This is a genomic window from Terasakiella pusilla DSM 6293 (genome assembly GCF_000688235.1).
In the GTDB taxonomy this organism is placed as follows: domain Bacteria; phylum Pseudomonadota; class Alphaproteobacteria; order Rhodospirillales; family Terasakiellaceae; genus Terasakiella; species Terasakiella pusilla.
In genome coordinates this window covers 103,571-124,642 of sequence record NZ_JHYO01000005.1, presented here as the reverse complement: position 1 = coordinate 124,642, position 21,072 = coordinate 103,571, and the positions used below count along the sequence as shown (strand labels likewise).

1 protein-coding gene is annotated in these 21,072 nt (G+C 51.3%); it reads left to right on the top strand.

Features of this window, described 5'->3' with window-relative positions:
- The first annotated feature begins 262 nt into the window (after window positions 1-262).
- Entirely contained in the window at window positions 263-21,061 is a 20,799-nt protein-coding gene (locus tag Q397_RS21155; protein ID WP_038012870.1) for a tandem-95 repeat protein, read from the top strand.
- The last annotated feature ends 11 nt before the right edge of the window (window positions 21,062-21,072 follow it).

The following is a 21,072-nucleotide window of genomic DNA, read 5'->3' as shown; positions in this document are numbered from 1 at the left end:
GTGACTTGCTTCCGCTTGGGGTTGTCGCTTTGATTGAAACTGAAGGTAAGAGTCTTTGCTTAAATTAGATTTTTAATACAAATAAAACAAATGGTTAGCTGTGTTTCTTTATGAGCAAGAGGCGCTATCCAACAATTGTGATTTTTATTTGAGAGTTTGTTTCTGTCTTTTCGAGAAATTTGATAAAATTCTATCAATTATAAATATGCATAATTCATGCTTTTGAGGGGCATGGGGAAACTTTATTTAGGCAGGCAAACTGATGAATTTTTTTGATCGTGGGAATGGGCAGTCCGATGATGCGCGAACTGTAGATTTTGTGTGGACCAAAGATAACTCTGAGGTTGTGTTGCCACCGGATTTCAAGGTTTCCAATGTTCAGTTTGACCGGGCTGGTCCAGATCTCCTCGTTCAGTCGGCTGACGGTCAAACCCATCTGATTGAAAATTATTTTGCTGCCGAGAAAACGCCCTCTGTTGGTTTTGCCGATAATGTCATCTTGCCTGCTGACATTATCGCGAAGCTCGCTGGCCCTATTGCCCCTCAACAAATTGCCCAACAAGGTGAGTTAACCTCGCCCGAACCCATTGGCACGGTCGAAACCGCACAAGGCGGGGTCTCCGCGATCCGGGCCGATGGTACACGTGTAGAGCTGCAAACGGGCGATCCTGTCTATCAGGGTGATGAGCTGGTGACCGATGCCAATGGCGCTGTCGGTATTGTTTTTGCGGATGATACGACCTTTGCTTTAGGTGAAGATGGTCGCATGATCCTGGATGAAATGGTCTATGATCCAGCAGGTAGCGATGGCGCGGTTGGCCTGACGCTGCTGAGTGGGGCGATGACGTTTGTGTCCGGTGCGGTTGCAAAGGTAAACCCGGACGCAATGCAGATCAACACGCCGGTTGCCACAATCGGTATTCGCGGGACAGGCGGCATCGTGAAAGATGGTAGCGTCGCGCTGATTGGGGAAGGTAATGGTCAGGTCGGGGAGATCTCTGTCACCGCGCCAAATGGCGACGTGATTACCCTGAACCAAGAAAACCAGTTGGTGACCAGTAGCGCGGGCGGATTGTCCCCGATTACAATCGCTGATCCCGCAACGCTGGCGGCGTTAGGTGGCGCTGCGGTTGCGATTATGGCAGCAGCGGGATTGATTTCCGATGCGATTGCATCTGCTGCCAAGCAAGCCCAAGATAAAATTGACCAAAACAACGATGAACAAGCTCAAGATCAGGTTGATCAGGATTCTGCTGAGGGTGTGGAGTTTACCGATGTTTTAAGCGCGCTTGGTGAGGGTCTGCAAAAGGCGAGCTTTGATATCAGTAATTTCCTGAAAGGCCTTCAAAGCGAGATAGAAGACGCGCAGGAGAATCGTGTGCGGGCTGCTGTTGAGGAAGAGAACCAATATGCAGAAGCTGAATCGATTTTAAAGCAGGCCTTAGCCACAGCAAATAGCGCGAGTACCACAGCCTCAGACGCAGAAAATAAGGTTCTAAACGCAACCGATGAAAATGCGGCGGCAAACCAGCTCGCCGGGATCGGCGTGACGGATACTGCAGCGGTTATTGATGTTGTCTATGCGGGGTATGATGCCTTCGGGTCAGCTTTGGCATTATCTGCGGCGGCAAGCGCGGTGGCCGAGCTGGCAAACGCAGCCCTGTACACCACAGGGGAAGGCATCACAGGTGATGAACTGGTTCGTATCGCGCAAGAAATTCAGGCTGCGGCGGATGCCGCTTTACAGGCAGCGGAACAAATTGATTTGGTCATTGATGCCATCATTTCGGCTGCCACGGATATGATGAATGATATCGTCGCGAACCATGCTTCAATTCTGGCAAATGACGGCGGCAATGACCTTGATCTGGCGCTGCAAAATTATGCAGCGACCGACGATGATGTTCTCGTCAATAACTATCTGTCAGCTCACGGGTTTACGCTGAGCGATGTCGATACCTTTTTGGATGGCGTTCTGGCCGCTGTTGGTCAGGCCGTAAGTCAGATTCTTGATATTCAGACAGAACGCGATGATACCGGCTTTCTTTCTGGTTTTAAAGATGTCCTGAATGAAGCGGTTAGCTTTATTGTAAATGCAGACGGCGTAACGGGTACTGCTGAAAACGCACTTATCAGCGATATCGTGAACACAGTGACGGGGGATGCGTCAAGCGCACGTACATCCGGCTTGGATTTTGAGCAGCTTTTGACCAATTTCAAAAATGCGGCTCTCTCAACCTATAAAAACGCACAGATCGGCAATGTGGATGCGAGTGTTGCTGACTCGATCGCAAGCGGTGAAGCGCAAAACAGTGAAACTCAGAACAAGCTGGGTACAACGACGTCCACTTATAAGGCGACCTCAAATTCAGGGGCTGCCGCAGAAGATTATATGAGTGGCAAGACCGAACAGAAATTGTACGGCGCGGACTGGGATTCCGGTGTTACAGATAATAAAACCGTCCTTGCTGACGGGGATAACGCGGATAAAACCGACGGTTCCGAAGGGGCGGTTGCAAGCACCCAAACTGATTATGTTACTGAAAAAGGCGATCTATCGACTGCGACCAGTAATCTGCAAACGGCTTCTGCGAATGTCCTTCAGCCGATGATTGAATGGGCGAAGGCCGAGGCCAAGCTGGATGTTTTGACGACCCGCACGGGTAACGCACTGGATAAAGTGCAGGAATATGCTCTTGATGAAATTGAAGTCGCGAGCGAAAACTTCATTGATATGATGGAGTTTACCGTCGATGCACTTGAAGAGAGCTTAACTCAGGCGCAAAACAAACTGACTGGCACTGCCCCGGCAAGTCTGGATGCGGCGGATAGCAAACTTGGCGAGTTGAAAACAGCCTTATCCAATTTGTCTGACAGTATTGACGGTATTTCGGCTTATGAAGAAAATGCCGCTGATAATCCGACCCAGACTCAACTTCAACAAATGGTGGATGATGCCCTTTCTGTCGGTAATTTGATTGAACAGGTTAAAGCCGCCCTCACGGCAGCATCCGCTGACTTGACCGGGGAAGCGGCTGCGAAAGGGTATGTTGACTCCCTTATTCTTGCTGTTGGTTCGGTTGAAACAGCATATGACACTGCATTGGTCCAGTTGGATCAGGCGATTGATTTTGATACCCGCGGGGCGGATGATCTATCCGTTGGGGACAGCGCGACGATTCTAACCGCGTCTGTGGGGGAGATTAATGAAGCGATTGCGGCGATCAACACTGCAATGAATGACGTTGCCTCTGCGATACAGAGCCTGTCTGACCGTCATCCCAGCGACACTGTGCTCGCACAAAATGCACAGGATGTTTCGACACAAGCCGACAATGCGAAGTCTTTAAACGACTTTGCCAAGTCGCTCACCGATTTGTGGGAAGATGCGTTTAACACGGCAAATGGGGAGCGGGAAACGGCAAAGACAGATTTCACAACCAAAGAAACAGCCTATAATAATGCCCTTGATGCGGAAGAGGCGGCAAGGGTCGCGCTTGTCGGGGATAACGCAACGACTGGGGCGTTGAAAGAATTTCAAAACGCATCTTCTGCTAAATATCAGGCAGATAAAGATTTTGCCTATGATAATGCCTATCTTGATGCGGGTCGTGCCGTTGCTGAACAACGCGCTGAAAACTTCGTTAAAACAGAAGAAACAAAAGTCGATGAGGCTTTAACCAAAGCATTGGCTGCCATCGAAGCAGCAAAAGCCGCAAGCACCGCTGCCAAGGCCGCATCAACCGACAGCAGTAACGACCCTGCCGTCACCGCACAAGCGCAGATTGATGCGGCCGCAGCGCGCGATGATGCCTTGGCAGCCGTGTCTGATGCGCAGGCGGCGATTGCCCGCGTTAAAGAAATGCGCGATGATCCAAGCGCTTTCAACAATCTGGGCAAAGCATCTCCCGCAGATATTGCAGAACGCTATACGGCACTGGAATCAAAGTTTGCCGCCCTTAAGTCTATAGCGGCTGTTAATGGTCAGACGTATACAGAGATCGATGGCACGACCCAGACATTTGGATCGGACGGAACGGTTGAAAAATATGTGAAGGCCGTTGATGCTTATGACACCTTGGCTGATTTGCGCGCGGGTGGGGCGAATTCAACTGATATTACCAATGCTGAAACGGACGCGACAAACGCAGAAACGCAAGTCGCCTCCGCAGAAGTGGCAGATGCGTTTGAACGTGCAACAGCGTCTGAGAATGAAGCGATCTCTGCTGTTAAAACCGCATCGACCAACAGTGATACAGCCGATGAAACCAACGCTGCGGCCCAGACGTTGGATGGCAATAACGTCGAGATTGTGCCTGAGAATATCCAGTCGCAAGTCCAAAATATTGTTGATCAAATCGCAGCAGAACGTTTGACGTTGCAAGGCCATAAAGATGCGGCAACCAATGCCAAGAACTCAATTGACCTCGGCACATCCACACCGACAGAGGCAAATTCGGCGGCTGTAAGCGCAGACACGGCAGCAGATCAGGCACAGACAGTTGCTGACAATATCGTGTCTTTATCTAAACAAGCTTCAAATATTCTTGTGGCTTGGGCGGTTGCGGAAGTATCGCGCCAACTGGCACTGGCCCAAGCGGCAGAAGCCGCAGCGGCATCGGCAAATGCGACGCTGGAAACGGCTTATGACCAGATTAACACCAATTATTCCACGCAAAATGTGACGCAAGGCGCTGTGGATGATGTCACCGGTCATGTTGGCACTACAATCCGACCACAAGCCGCGATCGTTGAAGCAGAATCTGCAAAAGCAAAAGCCGCTTATGAAGCTGCGGACGCGGCCCTTGAAATCGCACGCAAAGGGTCGGGCGATTATAATGACTTTGCGGTTGATTTACAAAAAGCCGCAGAAGAAGTTGGCGACGCTCGCGAAGCTTCGTCGACTGCTGAAAATACATCTGAAAGTGCGCAGGCAAATCTGGCAACAGCTGAGTTACGCCAAACCTATATGGAAACTTTGCTGCAAGCGCGCCAAGATCGTGAACAGGCAGAAGCTGATGCGCAAGCGGCCGCTGATCAGGCTGCACAAGACACCCAAAATGCGTTGGATCAGCAGGAGACGGATCAGGCTAATGCGGATGAGAAAGCAGCGCAGTTAGCGTCTGATCAAGCGGAAATCGCCCAGCAAAAAGCCGCCTTGGCAGATCAATATGCGCAAGCGGCAGAACAGGCAGCCATCCGCGCAGATGCAGTCGAAGCAGATGCCCAGTATAAATTGGCGCGAGAGGCCGCACAGGATGCGCAGGCCGCGGCAAATTCGGCTGCGGAACTGGCAGCGGGACATGGGTCTGCAGCCCTTAATCATGCGACAGCTGCATCAGCTTCTGCAGCTGAAGCCGAAGCAAGCCTTGCTGTTGCCCTAAGCGCCAAAGAAAACGCATCCAGCTCTGCAAGCGCTGCGGACAAATGGCGTTCGGGTGCGGCGGCGACGGCTGTTGATGATGCAAATGACGATGTGGATGCGGTTTCTGGCGCAAACGGGCTTGTCGCACGGGCAAACCTAAACGCCCAAAATGCGATTAATGCAGTTAATGAAGCCAAATTTGGCAATGGGACGGATAAACCCGGTGCAATCCAGTTGCAGGTGGATGCGGCGGCGGCTAAGGCGGCATGGGATTCAAAAACCCAGTCGGAAGCCAGTTCCGTTGATCGCTTAGTCAATGAAATGGCAAAAGAAGGGATCGTCAATGCCGGGACAAATAATGCCTATACAACTGCCGAAATTGCGGCATTGGATAGTGCGGGGTTGGACGGTTTAGACCTAACTGCGGCCGGTGCGAAAGAAATCGTGCTGCGCATATGGGTGAATGCCCTTAAATCCGCCATGACAGCAACGGAAAATGCTGAAGCTGCTTATGATACAGCTCAAGAGGCGATGAACGACGCCTTGTTAGAACTAACCATCGCAGAAAATGAGGCTGTCGCAGCTTTGAAGGCTGCCGTCAATGCCGCAGCGCAGGTTGCCGACCTTGTTGCCACCGCTGCCGCGGCAGACTCTACACAGACGCTTGGGCGTTTGGCTGCCGATTTGCAGGCAGAAAGTAGTGCGGATGATGCACTGGAGACCACTAAATCTGCTCAGGCCGCGTTGGATAGCGATGCGTCTGATACGGATGCAACCGACATCATTGATGCACAAGGCGAAATTCTGTCCAATTTGGCAACGGTTACGTCTGGGACAGTGACGCAAGGGGATGTGACAGCGGCGACCAATGCCTACAATGCAGCAAGTGCGGCGTTGGCGAAGGCGTTGATCGCCAAAAATCAGGCAGATGCGGCGGTTGCAAAACTGCAGGATATCGACGGGGCCGGTCCGGGCACAATGTCTGCGATCGAACAGTTTTATGTTGATGTATCCGGTTTGCCCGGTACACCTTCTATTGGCACGCTGGATAATTACGATGTCAATGTCCATGACTGGGTCTATGTGGATGGCACGACCCATGTGATCCATGTGGACTCCATTTCCAAATATCAGTCTGTTAAGTCGAATATCGAACTGGCTGAAAAACAGGCACAGCAGATCGCTAAAACCTATGACGTGCTGGAAACCAAAGTATCAACGGCTGAACAGAACCTTCAATCTGTGTTGGACGCGAAACGCGAAGCCGATCTGATCGCCAACAACGATTTGCAGAATGTAAAAGACGATTACCCCGAGGCGGTAGAGCGTGCGGAAGCATCCACAGAAAAGTCGGTTGATTCCGCTTATGCAGCCGTAAAATCTACAAAATCAGCGTTGGATGGGGTGATTGACCTCGTTGAAGGATCATCGGTCGACGGCAGCAATGTGGTGACGGTGAGTGGCGATGGCGCGCTTGGCACAACACTGACCACCGATTTACAGCAACTGGTTGCCACGCTGGATGCAGCTGCGCAGCTCAGTACAGCGGTTGATGGCTGGTCAACCAATGACAATGATCCGACAAACCCAAGTGATGCTGCCATTCAGGATGTGTTGAGTGATATCGGCAATGTGATCAATGCGCTTGATACAACGATCCAAAACCTGACCGACTTATTGGCAGATTTGACGGATGGCACCTATGCGGATGATGCTGCCATCTTGGCCCTTGATGCAGCACAACATGCGCGCAACGCAATGGCGGAGGCCCAGTCGGCAACGACTAACTTACAAACTTTCCGTGGCAATCAGGCAGATTTGAACGCCGCGACCACAGTTGAAGATGCATTGGCTGAACTGGAACCGGCAAATGCCGCCGCAGCTGATGCTAAAACAGCGGCGCAGGAAGCTGGACAAGCAGCAGATAGTGCTTCAAAGGTTGCCGACATTCAAGAAACCCAGTCGCAAGAAAGTGCGGACGCTGCCTCTCAAGCTGCACGACAGGCAGATTATGACGCGGTTATTCTGGCGCGTGACAACGCAGCAAATGTGTCAACAGATGCAAGAGATGATGCGAACGCAGCTAAAGCGGCCTATGACAATGCTGTGGCCGATTTGACAACCGCGACCACACAGGCGGGGAATGCCCAAACCGCAGCGACCTTTAGTGGTGGTGCGATTAGCGACCAAGAAGTCAAAGAGCAAATTGACGAAGCCAATAGCGCGGCACAACGGGCGTTAGGTTCTGATACAAATAATGCGGACTCACTCAACCTGACAAATGAGGTCGCAAAAACCAAGGCTGCATGGTTGGCGGCATCAAATGCAGCAGATTCCGCAGAAAGTGCATATAGCAAAATTCAGGCAGCAGCCGTTAATGCAAAGACTGCATTGGATGGCGGGCAGTCTGTTTCTCAATACCGTCAGACAGCCGAAACCAACTATAAAACCCTGACCGATAAAAATAAGCTGGCGGATACCGAGCGCCAGAATGCTGAAAAAGCGGAAACTGACGCCCAAACGGCGGCTGATCGGGTCGAGGCCCAATCGCAAACAGCCGTAGATAATCGCGCTGTTTACAATGTGTCAGATAGTGTCGCAAACCTGTCTGAAAATGCGGAAGATCAGGTCGATGCCGCGCAAGCTGCCCTCACAAATCTGAAAACAGCGCGCACCAATACGTTGGCGCAAGCTGAAATCGTTGCGACGAATGCAGAAAGCGCAGCGACTAAAGCAGCGAACGTGATTGATGAAGCCGGGGCAAGTGCCCTTGATGTGTCCGGTGAACTTGGCGCTGCCCAAACGGCACAAGGTCAGGTTGCGACCTATGCCCAAAGCGCAAAAAGCAATCTGGATACGCTCAAGGCTGCCTATGATCAAGCGGTGAGTGACCGTGATGATGCGCAAACCATTGTGGATAATGCAGGCAGCACCGCCAATGATTTTGCGAAGGAAGAACTGGCCTTGGCAAAAGCGGCAGTATCTGACCTGTACGCTTTGTTGCAAGAAGCCACGAAAATAAACGAAGAAGCCCAAAGCGCCCTGCAACAAGCCAATGAGTCTGTAGATACAATTGCGGAGATTGGCGGAACCTTGGCGGACGTGCAGGCGAAAGGTGCCGACACGAAAGCGCAGGTCATTGCCGCTTATGAAGCACAGGCCGATGCGTCAGCGCAAACGGCGCAACAGTTGGCAACACGTGCACAAGAACTGTCGGATGAAGTATCGTCTGGCGGGCAGGGGCTATACCATGATGCCAAGACTTTGGCGGCGCAGGTCGATGCAAATATCCAAAGCTGGTTGGATGACACCGGATTACAAAATGCCTTGCAGACCGATTTGGGGGCCACGGCCTATAATGACCTGATTGCATCCGTTCAGGCGTTGCAGGACAAGGTGGATAATACCGCCAATAACCTGAATGCGCAGCTTGATGACGCCTTGAGTGAAATACCTGGTGCCTTGAGCGCCGCAATAAATGCCGCACAACAAGCGCAAGTCTTGGCAGGTTTAACCCATACCGAGATTGCGGATGCGCGCACCACTGCGCAAGCTGCGGCAGATCAGGCAAAGCTTGCAGAAAATAATAAAGAATCTATTGAGGGGAAACGCTCATTGATTCAAGGCCTCTATGATAGCGTACAGGCAATTGAGACCGACTTCTCCAATTATAAAGCCGAGGCGGAACAGCAAATTGATTTGAACACGGCTGAAGCTTTGGCCTTGGCAACACCGGAAGCTTATGACGATACCATCACAGGTGTGCAGGAAGATGGTTCAGAAGTGATCGACGTCTTTGCCGCCAACGGCGGGCAGGCGGATGGTCGTGATGACGGTGGTGCCATTCAGTTGGAAAATGTAAGCGACCCTGATCACGGCACGCTGAAAATCCTTAAAGCGGGGGATGTCGGTTATGATCCGGCCAAACCGTGGTTGATGCGCTACACGCCGGATCCTGACTTTAGTGGGAATGATAGCTTCACCTACACTATTACAAACGGCAATGGCAAGTTCGCCTCGGCAACAGTGTCGGTGACAGTTGATCCGACCAACGATATCCCCGTCGCGATCAGCGATAAAGCATCTATTGCCAACGAAAGTTCGCCTGTTGATGTGCGGGTCTTGTTAAATGACGAAGATGTGGACGGTGATACGGTTGCCATCCACAGTGTTATCGGCGATGGCAATGCGGGCACGGCGGAAACTGATGGGTCTGTTGAGGTTTATGAGCTGGATAGTAACGGCAATTCAACGGGTAAAGTCCTAGGGACAGCCAACTGGGCAGCAGGCAGTTCACTGGTGCGCTTTACACCGGCGGCAGGTGCGTTTGACTATCTCGCAGCCGGCGAGACGGAAAGCTTCACCTTTAAATATGTGATTACCGATGGCACAGCCCAATCAACACCGGCTGATATTACGATCACGGTTACGGGGGAGAATGATGCACCGACCATTGAATATTCTTCACCGTTGAACGCAGGGTTTGTGGAAGATGGTGGTCCGGTCACCGTCTTTAATGCGGCGACCCTAAACACGTATGATGTGGACGGTGATACGATTGAAAGCGTCGTTGTTCAGGTGAATGGATTTACGCCGGATGACATTCTCACTTTCACGGCGCAAGGTGGGATTACGGGAACTTATGACAGTGCAACAGGTCAGTTGATCTTAAGCGATAGCGGGTCATCTGCAACCAACGCCGACTTTAATGCGGTGATGAAGAGCATTGCCTTTAATAATAGTTCCGACAGCCCGGATACCTCCAACCGCGTAATCACCATGAAGGTCAATGACGGTACGCTGTTTAGTACGGAGATTAGCGAAACTGTCTCCGTGCAAGGCGTAAATGATGCACCGGTTGTGAATGACCCCGCAACTGAGCCTGACCTGACGACTATTCAGGAAGATCATATCTTTAATGACGGGACCAGTGTGTCTGACCTGTTGGCACAACTGGATATCAGCGATGCGGAAGGGGATGCGATTGGGATTGCATTGACCAGCACGCCGGAGATAGACGGATATTGGCAGTATTCCACGGACAATGGTGGTTTTTGGACCAGTTTACCGGCCTTGAATGACAGCACGGCCCATCTATTGGCAGGAACGGATTTGGTCCGTTTTGTCCCATATCAGGATTTCCATGGTCAGGTTTCTTTGCAGTTCCGCCTTTGGGATGGCACGGCAGGTAGCGCCGGGTCATCTTATGATGCGACGACAAACGGCGCAGATACGGCGTTTAGTGCACAAGTCGTTACGGCAAACCTTGCGGTTTCTTCCGTAAATGATGCACCGGAATTGTCCTATCAGGCCCCAATGGGTGTCTTTTATGTGGAAAATGGCGCGCCTGCGACTGTCTTTGACAATACCTATTTTGATATCATCGACGCTGATGGAGAAACCATTACCAGTGCCACCGTCAAAATTTCGGGTCATACGCCTGACGATCTTTTGTCCTTTACACCTCAAAACGGGATCACAGGCACCTATAATAGCTTGACGGGGGAGTTGATCCTGACGGATAGCGGTACTGCCGCAACCAATGCTGATTTTACAGCGGTCATCAAGAGTATCCAATATTCCAGCAGCTCTGAACATCAAACGGGTTTGCTGGAGATTTCGGTTCAGGCCACAGATGGCGCGTTGCTGAGTAACGTGGTGAGCGAAAGTGTCATCTTCCAAAATGTGAATGATGCACCGGTGGTGAATGACCCTGCCGTGCAGCCGAACCTGAACACGATCGTTGAAGATGATGTGTCCAATATGGGGACGTCTGTTGCTGATTTGTTGGCGCAATTGGATGTGTCTGATGCTGAAGGTGATAGCTTGGGCATTGCCATTGTGGATACGCCAAACGCTAACGGTATATGGGAATATTCCATTGACGGGGGCAGCAGCTGGACCGATATGAGTGGTCGTACGGCCACGGATGCAAAGCTTTTGGATCAAAGCGGCCTTGTCCGTTTTGTGCCGAACCCGGACTATGACGGTCAGCCGTCGATGCAGTTCCGTTTGTGGGATGGGACATCTGGCACACATGGGCAGTTGGGCGATGCGAGCGTTGCGGGCGGGACTTCTGCCTTTAGTTCGGATATCTTGACAGCGAACCTGACGATTACACCTGAAAATGATGCCGCCGTTATCAATGGGGCCAATACCGCCCAAAGCTTTACGGAAGATGGCGGCGCGATTGGTGTCTTTGACCCAGCGCTAGATGTGATTGACCCCGATGGGGATGTTATTGCCTCTGCAACGATTGTCATCAATGGTTTTACCCCTAATGATGACCTGACATTTACCCCGCAAAACGGGGTTACCGGAATTTACAATCCGTTGACGGGGACATTGGTCCTGAGCGACAGTGGCACAAGCGCTACAAATGCGGATTTTGCTGCTGTTATCAGAAGTGTCCAGTTTAATAATACATCTGACACGCCGGATACTACGCCGCGTACGCTTGAATTGGTCGTAAATGACGGGCTTGTCGATAGCATCCCGTTGGCTGTAAGTGTCAATATTACGGCGACAAATGATCTGCCTGTATTTGATGGCACGCCACTTGATGGGGTAGCACAGGATAGTGCAAGCAACACAATCACTGAAGCAGAATTGCTTGTCGGGATGACGGATGCGGAAAATGATGTGCTTTCCGTTTCAAGTGTCATTGTTTTGACGCCAGGGTCGCACACCGTGACCGACATGGGCGGCGGTGTCTGGGAGTTGACACCGGAAAATGGATTTACCGGAAACTTGCAATTGCAATATACCGTTTCTGATGGAACCGGAACGACGATGGTTACACGCGATGTGCCAGTGTCGTCTGCGCCCACGGATATCATGATTGACAATATGACGGTTGATGAAAATGCTGATGGGGCGATTGTCGGCAACTTAAGCGCCGTCGACCCTGATGCGGGTGATACGCATACTTTCACCACGACGGATCCGTTTTTTGAAATCGTGAACGGTAACCAGTTGAAACTGAAAGACGGTTTTGCACTGGATCATGAATCTTCCGAAGGAACTTACGACGTAGATGTGGTTGCCACCGATTCAGACGGCCTTACTTTTGCAAAGACCATTTTCCTGTCCGTGACCGACCAGAATGATCCGGTGGAGATTGATAATCAATCCTTCTCACGGATGAATATGGACTTTAAATATCTGGAAGCTGATCTTGTTCAGTCGACAGCCGGTCCGGTTACGTTTGAAGTTGTGTTTGAGATGGAGTCCGGGTCTCAAGCGGCGCAAACGCTATTTACAAACGGGACCGTCGGCACCAACGGGTATAGTCTTGTCATTCAGGATAATCTGGGCTTTAAGCCGGAGTTGGTGATTGAAGGTGTCGGCACGCTGGTCTTTGACCAAGTCGAGATTAGCTCCTATACGCCAACGCATATTGCCGTGTCTTATGACGGGACGACATGGTCAGCCTATGTTGATGGTCAGCCTGTGGTGCTGGACGGCAGCGGCAGCGGGATCGATGCGACAGCCGCCCCGATTGTCCCGACCGGTGCAACCGTTATGGGGGCTGGGGACGGCCTGATCCTTGACGAAGTTCGTGTTTGGGACAGTGCGCGTACAGAAGCCGAGATTAACGGGACACTAAAACAGCCTTTGACAGGGAACGAGCCTAACCTTGTCGGCTTGTGGGGTTTTGAAGGGAATGAAACCTCCCTCGTCTTTGATAAAGCGACCGGTGATGGGGCGCAAGATGGTGTTCTGCATAGCAGCAGCAACGATATGATTGTGTCCTCTTACACCAGTGATTATTCGGCGGGTGCGTATGGTGATGTCATCCGTTTTGTATCTGACGGTGCACGCGCAAATACCGAAAATAAGCTTGATTTTATTCAACTGCACGACCCGGAAATGAGCTTTAGTGACGTGACGATGACGATCACGGTGACCAATGGCACACTGACGTTTGATGAAGGGCTGGCCTCTTTAACGTCCGTTACGGGGAATGGGACATCAAGCCTAACCATTGCCGGGGATTATGAAAGTATTTCGACAGGTGTGTTTGGCGGTGATCTGCACTTCCTTGCAACGGGGCCGGGGCAAACTGCTGGGCAATTGACAATTACGGTCGATGATAACCATCCAACTGATCCGCAGACCTCAAGCAAAACCTTTGAATACTCGGTCGATACCTATCCGGATGCCACGATCACAGGCACAACGCAAGTTGACATCATGATCGGTGACAAGGGGGATGATACCTTCACTGGCGCGCAAGGGATGGACACCCTTACAGGTGGGCAGGGGCAGGACGTCTTTGTTCTATCCACCCAGAATGATAGTTATTATATCAGCGCAGGTGATAACCAGATCGATCATATGATGGACTTCACCGATGGGGAAGATACGTTGCGTCTGGATGGTGCAGACGGGTATGCCTATGGTGAGATATCCTTTGGTGATTTTGCGGATATGGATGCTGCGATCACCGCCATGTCGGCTGATCCATCTGCGGATCGGATTTACTTTTTCACGGTAGCAGGTGATGGCTACATCCATGTTAAGGGCGCAGGGACGGGGACACAGGACTTCAATACAACAACGGTGAAGTTTGTTGGAATGACGGACCCGATTAGCCTGTCCTCGTTTGAAAGTGGGGTAACGCCGGTTAATTATGCGCCGCAAGTGTTAGGGGTTAGCACCTCAGCGGTTGGTGTCGATTTTGATGGGGCTTCCTCCTTTATTGATGCCGGACGTGGGATGGCGGATAACCTACAGCTTGTCGATGATATGACCATTGAGACATGGTTGAAGCTGGATAGTTTCACCAACACACCGACCTTGATGTCCTTTAGCGGAGATACAGAAGCGGCTGCGGACAATACTGTCTATCGCCTGTACGTCGATGCGACAGGTGATTTGCACTATATGCATGAATATGGCGCAGGCACGGACGTGGACCTGAGCTTTGATACCAATCTGCCCTTAAATGAATGGCACCATATTTCCATGGTCCGAAACCATGATGGGGCCGGCACCAGCACTGTGGAAGTCTTTATTGATGGGGTTTCGGTCGGGGTGCAAACCTATGATGGGGGAAGCGAGGCACCGGCACCGGCGTCAAATGCGACATTGCGCTTGGGCGGCTTGGCTGAAAATACCGATATCCTTGACGGGTCGGTTGCAGACGTGCGCATTTGGTCTGAAGCCAGAACGGAACAACAGGTCAAAGATAACTACAACCGGGCTTTGGATGAACCGGCGACAGAAATGACCCTGCAGGCCAATTGGACCTTCAAAGATGCGATTGGCGAACAAGAATTTGTCGGTGATCTGTCAGGCAATGGCAATGACTTGCGGGTATTTGATAGCTTGACCTTTGACGGGGTCGATGATTACGCCACTTTGTCAGATGCCCAAAATATCTCCGAACATGCGGCAAGCACGTGGGTGCGCACCGATGCGGGCGGCACCATCCTTTATGGCACCAATGGGACGGATCAGGAATTTAGTCTTGCTGTCAATGCATCAGGACAGTTGGTTGTGAATGTGCAAGGCGCATCGACGCTCATGCATTATGAAACAACGGGCTACAACTTGAGCGATGATCGTTGGCACAATATTGGATACTCCGTCACCATGGCGGGCATGTTGATGCTGTTTATTGATGGTGCAGAAGTACCCGTCGGCAGTATCACCAAAGTAAATGATGATATGTTGACGGACTTTGGCCTTGTCACGTCAGAGATTGGCTTTGGACGTTCTGTGGCAGGTGCGGATAATTATGATGGGGAACTGTCAGAAGTCGCGCTTTATAACCAACCGTTGGGCGCAGGTGATTTTGCGACAATCTACGCCCAAGGGGTGGATGGTGTTTCGGCAGATACACTTGGATATTGGATGATGAGTGACGGCGAAGGTGCTGTTATCACCAATGATCTTTATAATGCTGTCCTTGGGGATGCGACCATCCATAACATGACACCGGGTGCGGAGACTTGGAACCTCAACACACCGAGGTTGAATGTCTACGCTGATGCCTCCCTTGATTTGGAAGCTGGCGCGGGGATTAATGTCGGTTCGATCACACCATCAACAGGTAAATTCACGATCTCGGCGTGGATCAATCCTGAAGACCTGTATCTGACGGATCAGACGATTTTCTCCCTTGGGGGAACCGATGTCGTCCTGAAGCTTACCTCCAACGGGATGATTGAGTTTTCGCTGGATAATGGCGTCCATGTGGTGAGCACGGAGTATTGGGGAAGTGATGGGGAGTGGCAGAATATATCTGTCACCTATGATCCGACCACAGGCATGGCGACCATTTATTTTGATGGGGACGAGGCCAGAAGCGAATATATCGGCCATTATGACACTGCCATGATGACATTGGCGGGGAATATCGGCGCAGGCTTTGACGGCGATGTCGGGGAAGTTCAGTTCTGGAATGCGGCCCTTACCCATCAACAGATCAATGATAAGGTGATGGGCGATGTTGATCCGGCGCTGGAACCTGATCTGGAAGCCTATTGGCAGATGAATGAGGCCAGTGGCTCATCTGTTGTCGATCAAACCGGTAACGGTCATGACGGAACCTTAAGCAGTGGATATAGCTGGAACCCGGCGTTGCCGAAGCTTATCAGTAATACGCTTAATCTGGATGAAGACACGACGGCATATTCCAGCCTGATTGCCAATGATTTGGAAGGCGATACGGTGTCATACGCCCTGCAGGGGGTGCCGATGTACGGCAGCGTTGAACTGAACCCAGATGGCAGTTTTGTCTTTACGCCGGATGAAAACGTCTTTGGCGCGGATAGCTTTATCGTTCGTGTTTCTGATAACCAAGGGAACTTTGTCGATCATACAGTCAACGTGATGGTCCATGAAAAGAACGAGGATCCTTACGCAGGATACGACGAGCTGGAGGCGACGCAAGGGGAAAGCTTCCTCATTGATGAAGCGGTTCTGCTTGGCAATGACTATGATCAGGACATGGATGTTTTGGACATCGTGTCCATTCAAGGCGCCGAAAATGGGTCATTGGTTGATAACGGCGATGGGACGTGGACTTATATGTCCAATGCCGGATTCACTGGCTATGAATATCTGACATACACCGTCACGGACGGCAATGGCGGTCAAGATACGGGACATGTGGAACTTAAAGTCAAAGACAACCCGGAACAGCTGGTGAATAGCACGCTGGCCGGAGATCAAGCCGAACCGTCAATTGCCGCCTTGAATGATGGCGGCTGGATCACGGTTTGGCAGGATGCCACGACGACGGATATCTATGCGCAACGATATAATTTTGATGGCAGTAGGTACGGGACAGAATTTAAGGTCAATGACGACGTTGGTTTTGGGACGGGAGTGCAAGGCCTGCCATCGGTCACGGGATTGAGCGACGGGGGCTATGTCATTTCATGGGCCAACGGGGCCACGGCCACAAATCCGGGCACAGTCATCAAACAGTATGACTATATGGACATGGTGGTCAAAGGTGCGACCGTGATCAATGCCTACAGCGATCAGGGGGCACCGCAAGTTATTGCCTTGAACGATGGGGGCTATGCGGTTATCGATTCAGAAGGTGCGAGCAATGGGGATGTGAGTTTAAAGACCTACAGCAGCATCGGTGTCGAGAATATCAATATCGCCCAAGTCAACGGGACAGCAGCAGGGGCCCAATATCAAGCCGATATTGCCGAAGGGACAGACGGTAGCCTGTTCGTGGTGTATCGGGATGATCAAAATATTAATTCCTATGGTCAAATTTACAGTTCTGCTGGTACATTGTTGCAGCCCGACTTCCAACTCGGGACAACCGGGGTCCAAAATCCGAAGGTTGCCGGGTTGTTAGATGGCAACTTTGCCGTGGTTTGGCAGGATGTGGGGAGCAACGGTACGGATATCTATGTGCGTTTGTTTGATCCGACCAATGTCCCCGGTGCGGCGGCTGCCGTGCAGGTCAATACGGGTGATGTCGGGGAACAGATTAATCCGCAAATTACCGCCCTTTCAAATGGCAATTTTGTTGTGGTCTGGGAAGGGCCGGATAATCTTGGTGATGTGTTCGCCCGTATCTTTAATGCGTCAGGCGCGCCCATAGGGCCAGAATTTACGGTCCATGAAACGATCGCAAACGCGCAAAGCTTTGCGGGCGTTACGGGCTTGAGTGACGGCAGCTTCCTTGTCACATGGACAAGCGATAACGGCACCGACACAGATATCTATCAAAAACGCTTTAACCCGGACGGCTCGATATATGGCGAGTTTAATACGATAACCGGGACAACTGGTGTGGACACCTTGAACGGGACTGATGGCTATGATGTGATCAATGGCTTTGATGGTGATGATTTGATTATGTCCTCAATCGGTCAGGATACCATTGACGGTGGCAGCGGATATGACACCATTGACTATAGCGCGTCAACGCAAGGGGTGACTGTAGACCTGATGATGGGGATGGGCGACAAAGGGACCGATGGGTATGACAGCTTGATGAATATCGAGGCGGTCCACGGTTCTAACTTTGGTGATACGGTTGTCGGTGATTATCAGGATAACTTTATCAACGGGGATGGCGGTGACGACACGCTGTTTGGCGGGGATGGTCAGGATACCTTGCTCGGTGGGGCGGGGAATGATGACCTTTATGGCGATAGCGGTAATGACGACCTGCAAGGGGCTGATGGGGATGATCTGATCTTTGGTGGCCTTGGCGCGGATACCATCACAACAGGCACCGGCCTTGACCTTATCAAGTATATTGACTCGAACGAGTCAAATATCACCGATATGGATGTTATCACTGACTTCACCTCAGGTTCGGATATTATCCATCTGCAAAATGGCGGCCATCTGTCTATTCATGGGGACATGGGTGACTTGTCCGTACATGGTACCTTGACGGATATGATTGCCTACATCGAAGCTGCGCCCACTGTGGCAACAGGTGTTCTGGTGATCTTTAATGACGGGGTAGACACGTACCTGTATGCAAAAGTGAGCGCACCTGAGGACAGCTACAACGGCTTCCTTGTTCAAGTGACAGGTCTGACCACCTTGGTTGCGGGTGACTTTAACCTGACAGGAGACGGGAGCGCAGAAATTACCCTCACAGGTTCAGCTGGTGCAGATACACTTGTCGGCACTGCATCAGAGGAAGTTCTACTGGGGCTAGATGGTGATGACACCTTGATTGGTGATCTGGGCGATGACGTGTTGATCGGCGGGCAGGGGACTGATGTTGCCGTCTTTGCCAATGATCCAAGTGCTTACAAGATCGGTCTTGAAGGGGCTGCTGTAACCGTAGATGATATTGCTTCACCGGCACCAAGCAGTGACGGCAAGGATATGTTGATTGGTGTCGAAAACATGTTCTTTGAAGTTGGCGGAACGGTTGCGAACCAGAGAACATTCACCTTGTCAGGCCTGTCAGAAGAGTTGGTAAATGACATACAGACAGGTTTTCAGACCACGCCCGATGTCGCCGTCTTGCGCGAGGGTGGTTATGTTATCGTTTATGAGGGTCTGAATGGATCAAGCGACAGTGCGGTCTATTTCCGCATCTATGATGAAACCGGCGCACCTGGGCCAGAGATTGAACTGATATCGAATGCCACATATCAAACCGGCTCCACACGGGTTGCCAGTATGGAAGATGGCGGGTTTGTTGTGACTTGGGTTGAGGGAACCGGGGCCAATGGCAATGATGTCTTTGTCGGGGTCTATGATGAATTTGGAAGCCCTGTTGCAAACTATCCGGGTCCAGTCAATGTTGGGGTGATTAATCAAGCCGCAGAACAACATAATATCACGGTCGCAGGCCTAAACGACGGTGGCTTTGTCGTGACATGGACAGAAGACCTAGACATCAAAGGGCGCAGGTTCTTCTACGACGGATCGGATAGTGGTGAATTTATTGTCGCCAATAGCACTGATGATGAAGATGGCTCGGAAGTTGTGGCCCTTGATAACGGGGGCTTTGCAGTCATTTGGCAAAGTGATGACTATACCGATGTTGCCTACAAGATGACCATTTATGACAATACCAATACGCCAGTTGCCAGCAATATTGTTGTGGAAGCCCAAAGCATCCATGATTTGAGTTCGCGCGACATTACGGTCTTGGCGAACGGTAATATTCTGGTGGTTGGTGTTGCTGAGAAAACCGGCGATGGGAATGAAGATGCGGTTGCCAGTATCTATGATGCGAGCGGCAACGTGGTCGTAAGTTCTATCGTCTTGAATGCAATGGATAGCGATCCGGAAATGGCAGTGACGACTGCGGCCCTGTCGAATGGCAATTTTGTTGCCGTCTGGCGCGCTGTCGGGACGGATACGGATCAAGGCGGCTTGTTTGCCCAGATTTATGATCCAAGCGGCGTTGCGATCTTTACGGATAGCTTCTTGGTGAACAGCATAGTCGAAGGCGATCAGGGCAGTGCCCGTGTCGAGGCCACAGAAGACGGCTTTGTAGTTGTCTGGTCGGGCGATGACAGTGATGGTCTTGGTATCTATAAGCAGGAGTTCAACAACGACGGGACACTTAGCGGTGGCGTCACCATTACAGGGACCGCTGACTCTGACTACCTCATGGGTGGCGACGGCACGCAGGTCTTTGTCGGTCAGGGTGGGGGCGATACCTTCCTTGGTGGTGTGGGCGATGACACCTTTGTCGGTGCAGTCGGTGATGACGAATATAACGGCGAAGATGGTGTCGATTTAGTGGACTATTCCGCCCTTACGGAAGGGGTGAACGTTGACCTGCTTGGCAATGCCGCCACCACGGCGACGTCCGGTAATGACACTCTGTTCGCCATCGAAGCGGTGGTCGGCACTGACTATGATGATAACCTGATAGGGGACGTTGCGGACAATACCTTGGTTGGTGGTCTGGGCAACGATACTCTTGATGGCGGCGCCGGGAATGATACGCTGCTGATCGGGGCAGGTGATGATACGGCCTTCGGGGGCGCTGGTGACGATACATTTGTAATGGATGGGGGCTCCAACGTCATTGATGGCGGGACAGAGCTTGATTGGATCACCTTTGATGTTGATATGGGTACCGAAGGGATCACGCTTGATCTTTCCCTCACCGGCAACGGGTTTATCGACGGAACTGGCGACCAAACCATCAACACGGACTTTGGCGTGCTGGATATCGCAAATGTAGAAAATGTCGAGGCAACGATATTCGACGATACTGTCACAGGGGATAGCGCGAACAACACGATCTATGGCCTGGAAGGCGATGACGTGATTGCAGGTGGTGCCGGTAATGACGTGCTGGTCGGTGGGGCCGATGCGGATTACCTAACGGGTGGTTTGGGGGCTGATACCTTCCTGTTTGAACATATCGGGGATGTGTGGAGCAGTTCAACTGACACCAACGTTGCTGATGTCATCACGGACTTTGAAACAACGATTGATAGTCTGACGTTCTATAAAGATGGGTTTGATAACCTGTTTAATCTGGCTGATGGTCCCTTGGCTGCGATTAATTTTGAAACCCATTCAACCGCACCTGTTGATGGGAATATCGCTAATGCAGGTCCAACCTTCATCTTTGTCGATGACGGGGTAACAGATGCCAACTATACGGCACTCTATTACGATGCGGATGGCAGCGGGACAGATTATCAGTCCACCAAAATCGCAGAGTTTTCGGATGATGCGGTGATTACGAAAGACGATATTATCCTTACTTCTGGCTAAGAGGAAGGAAG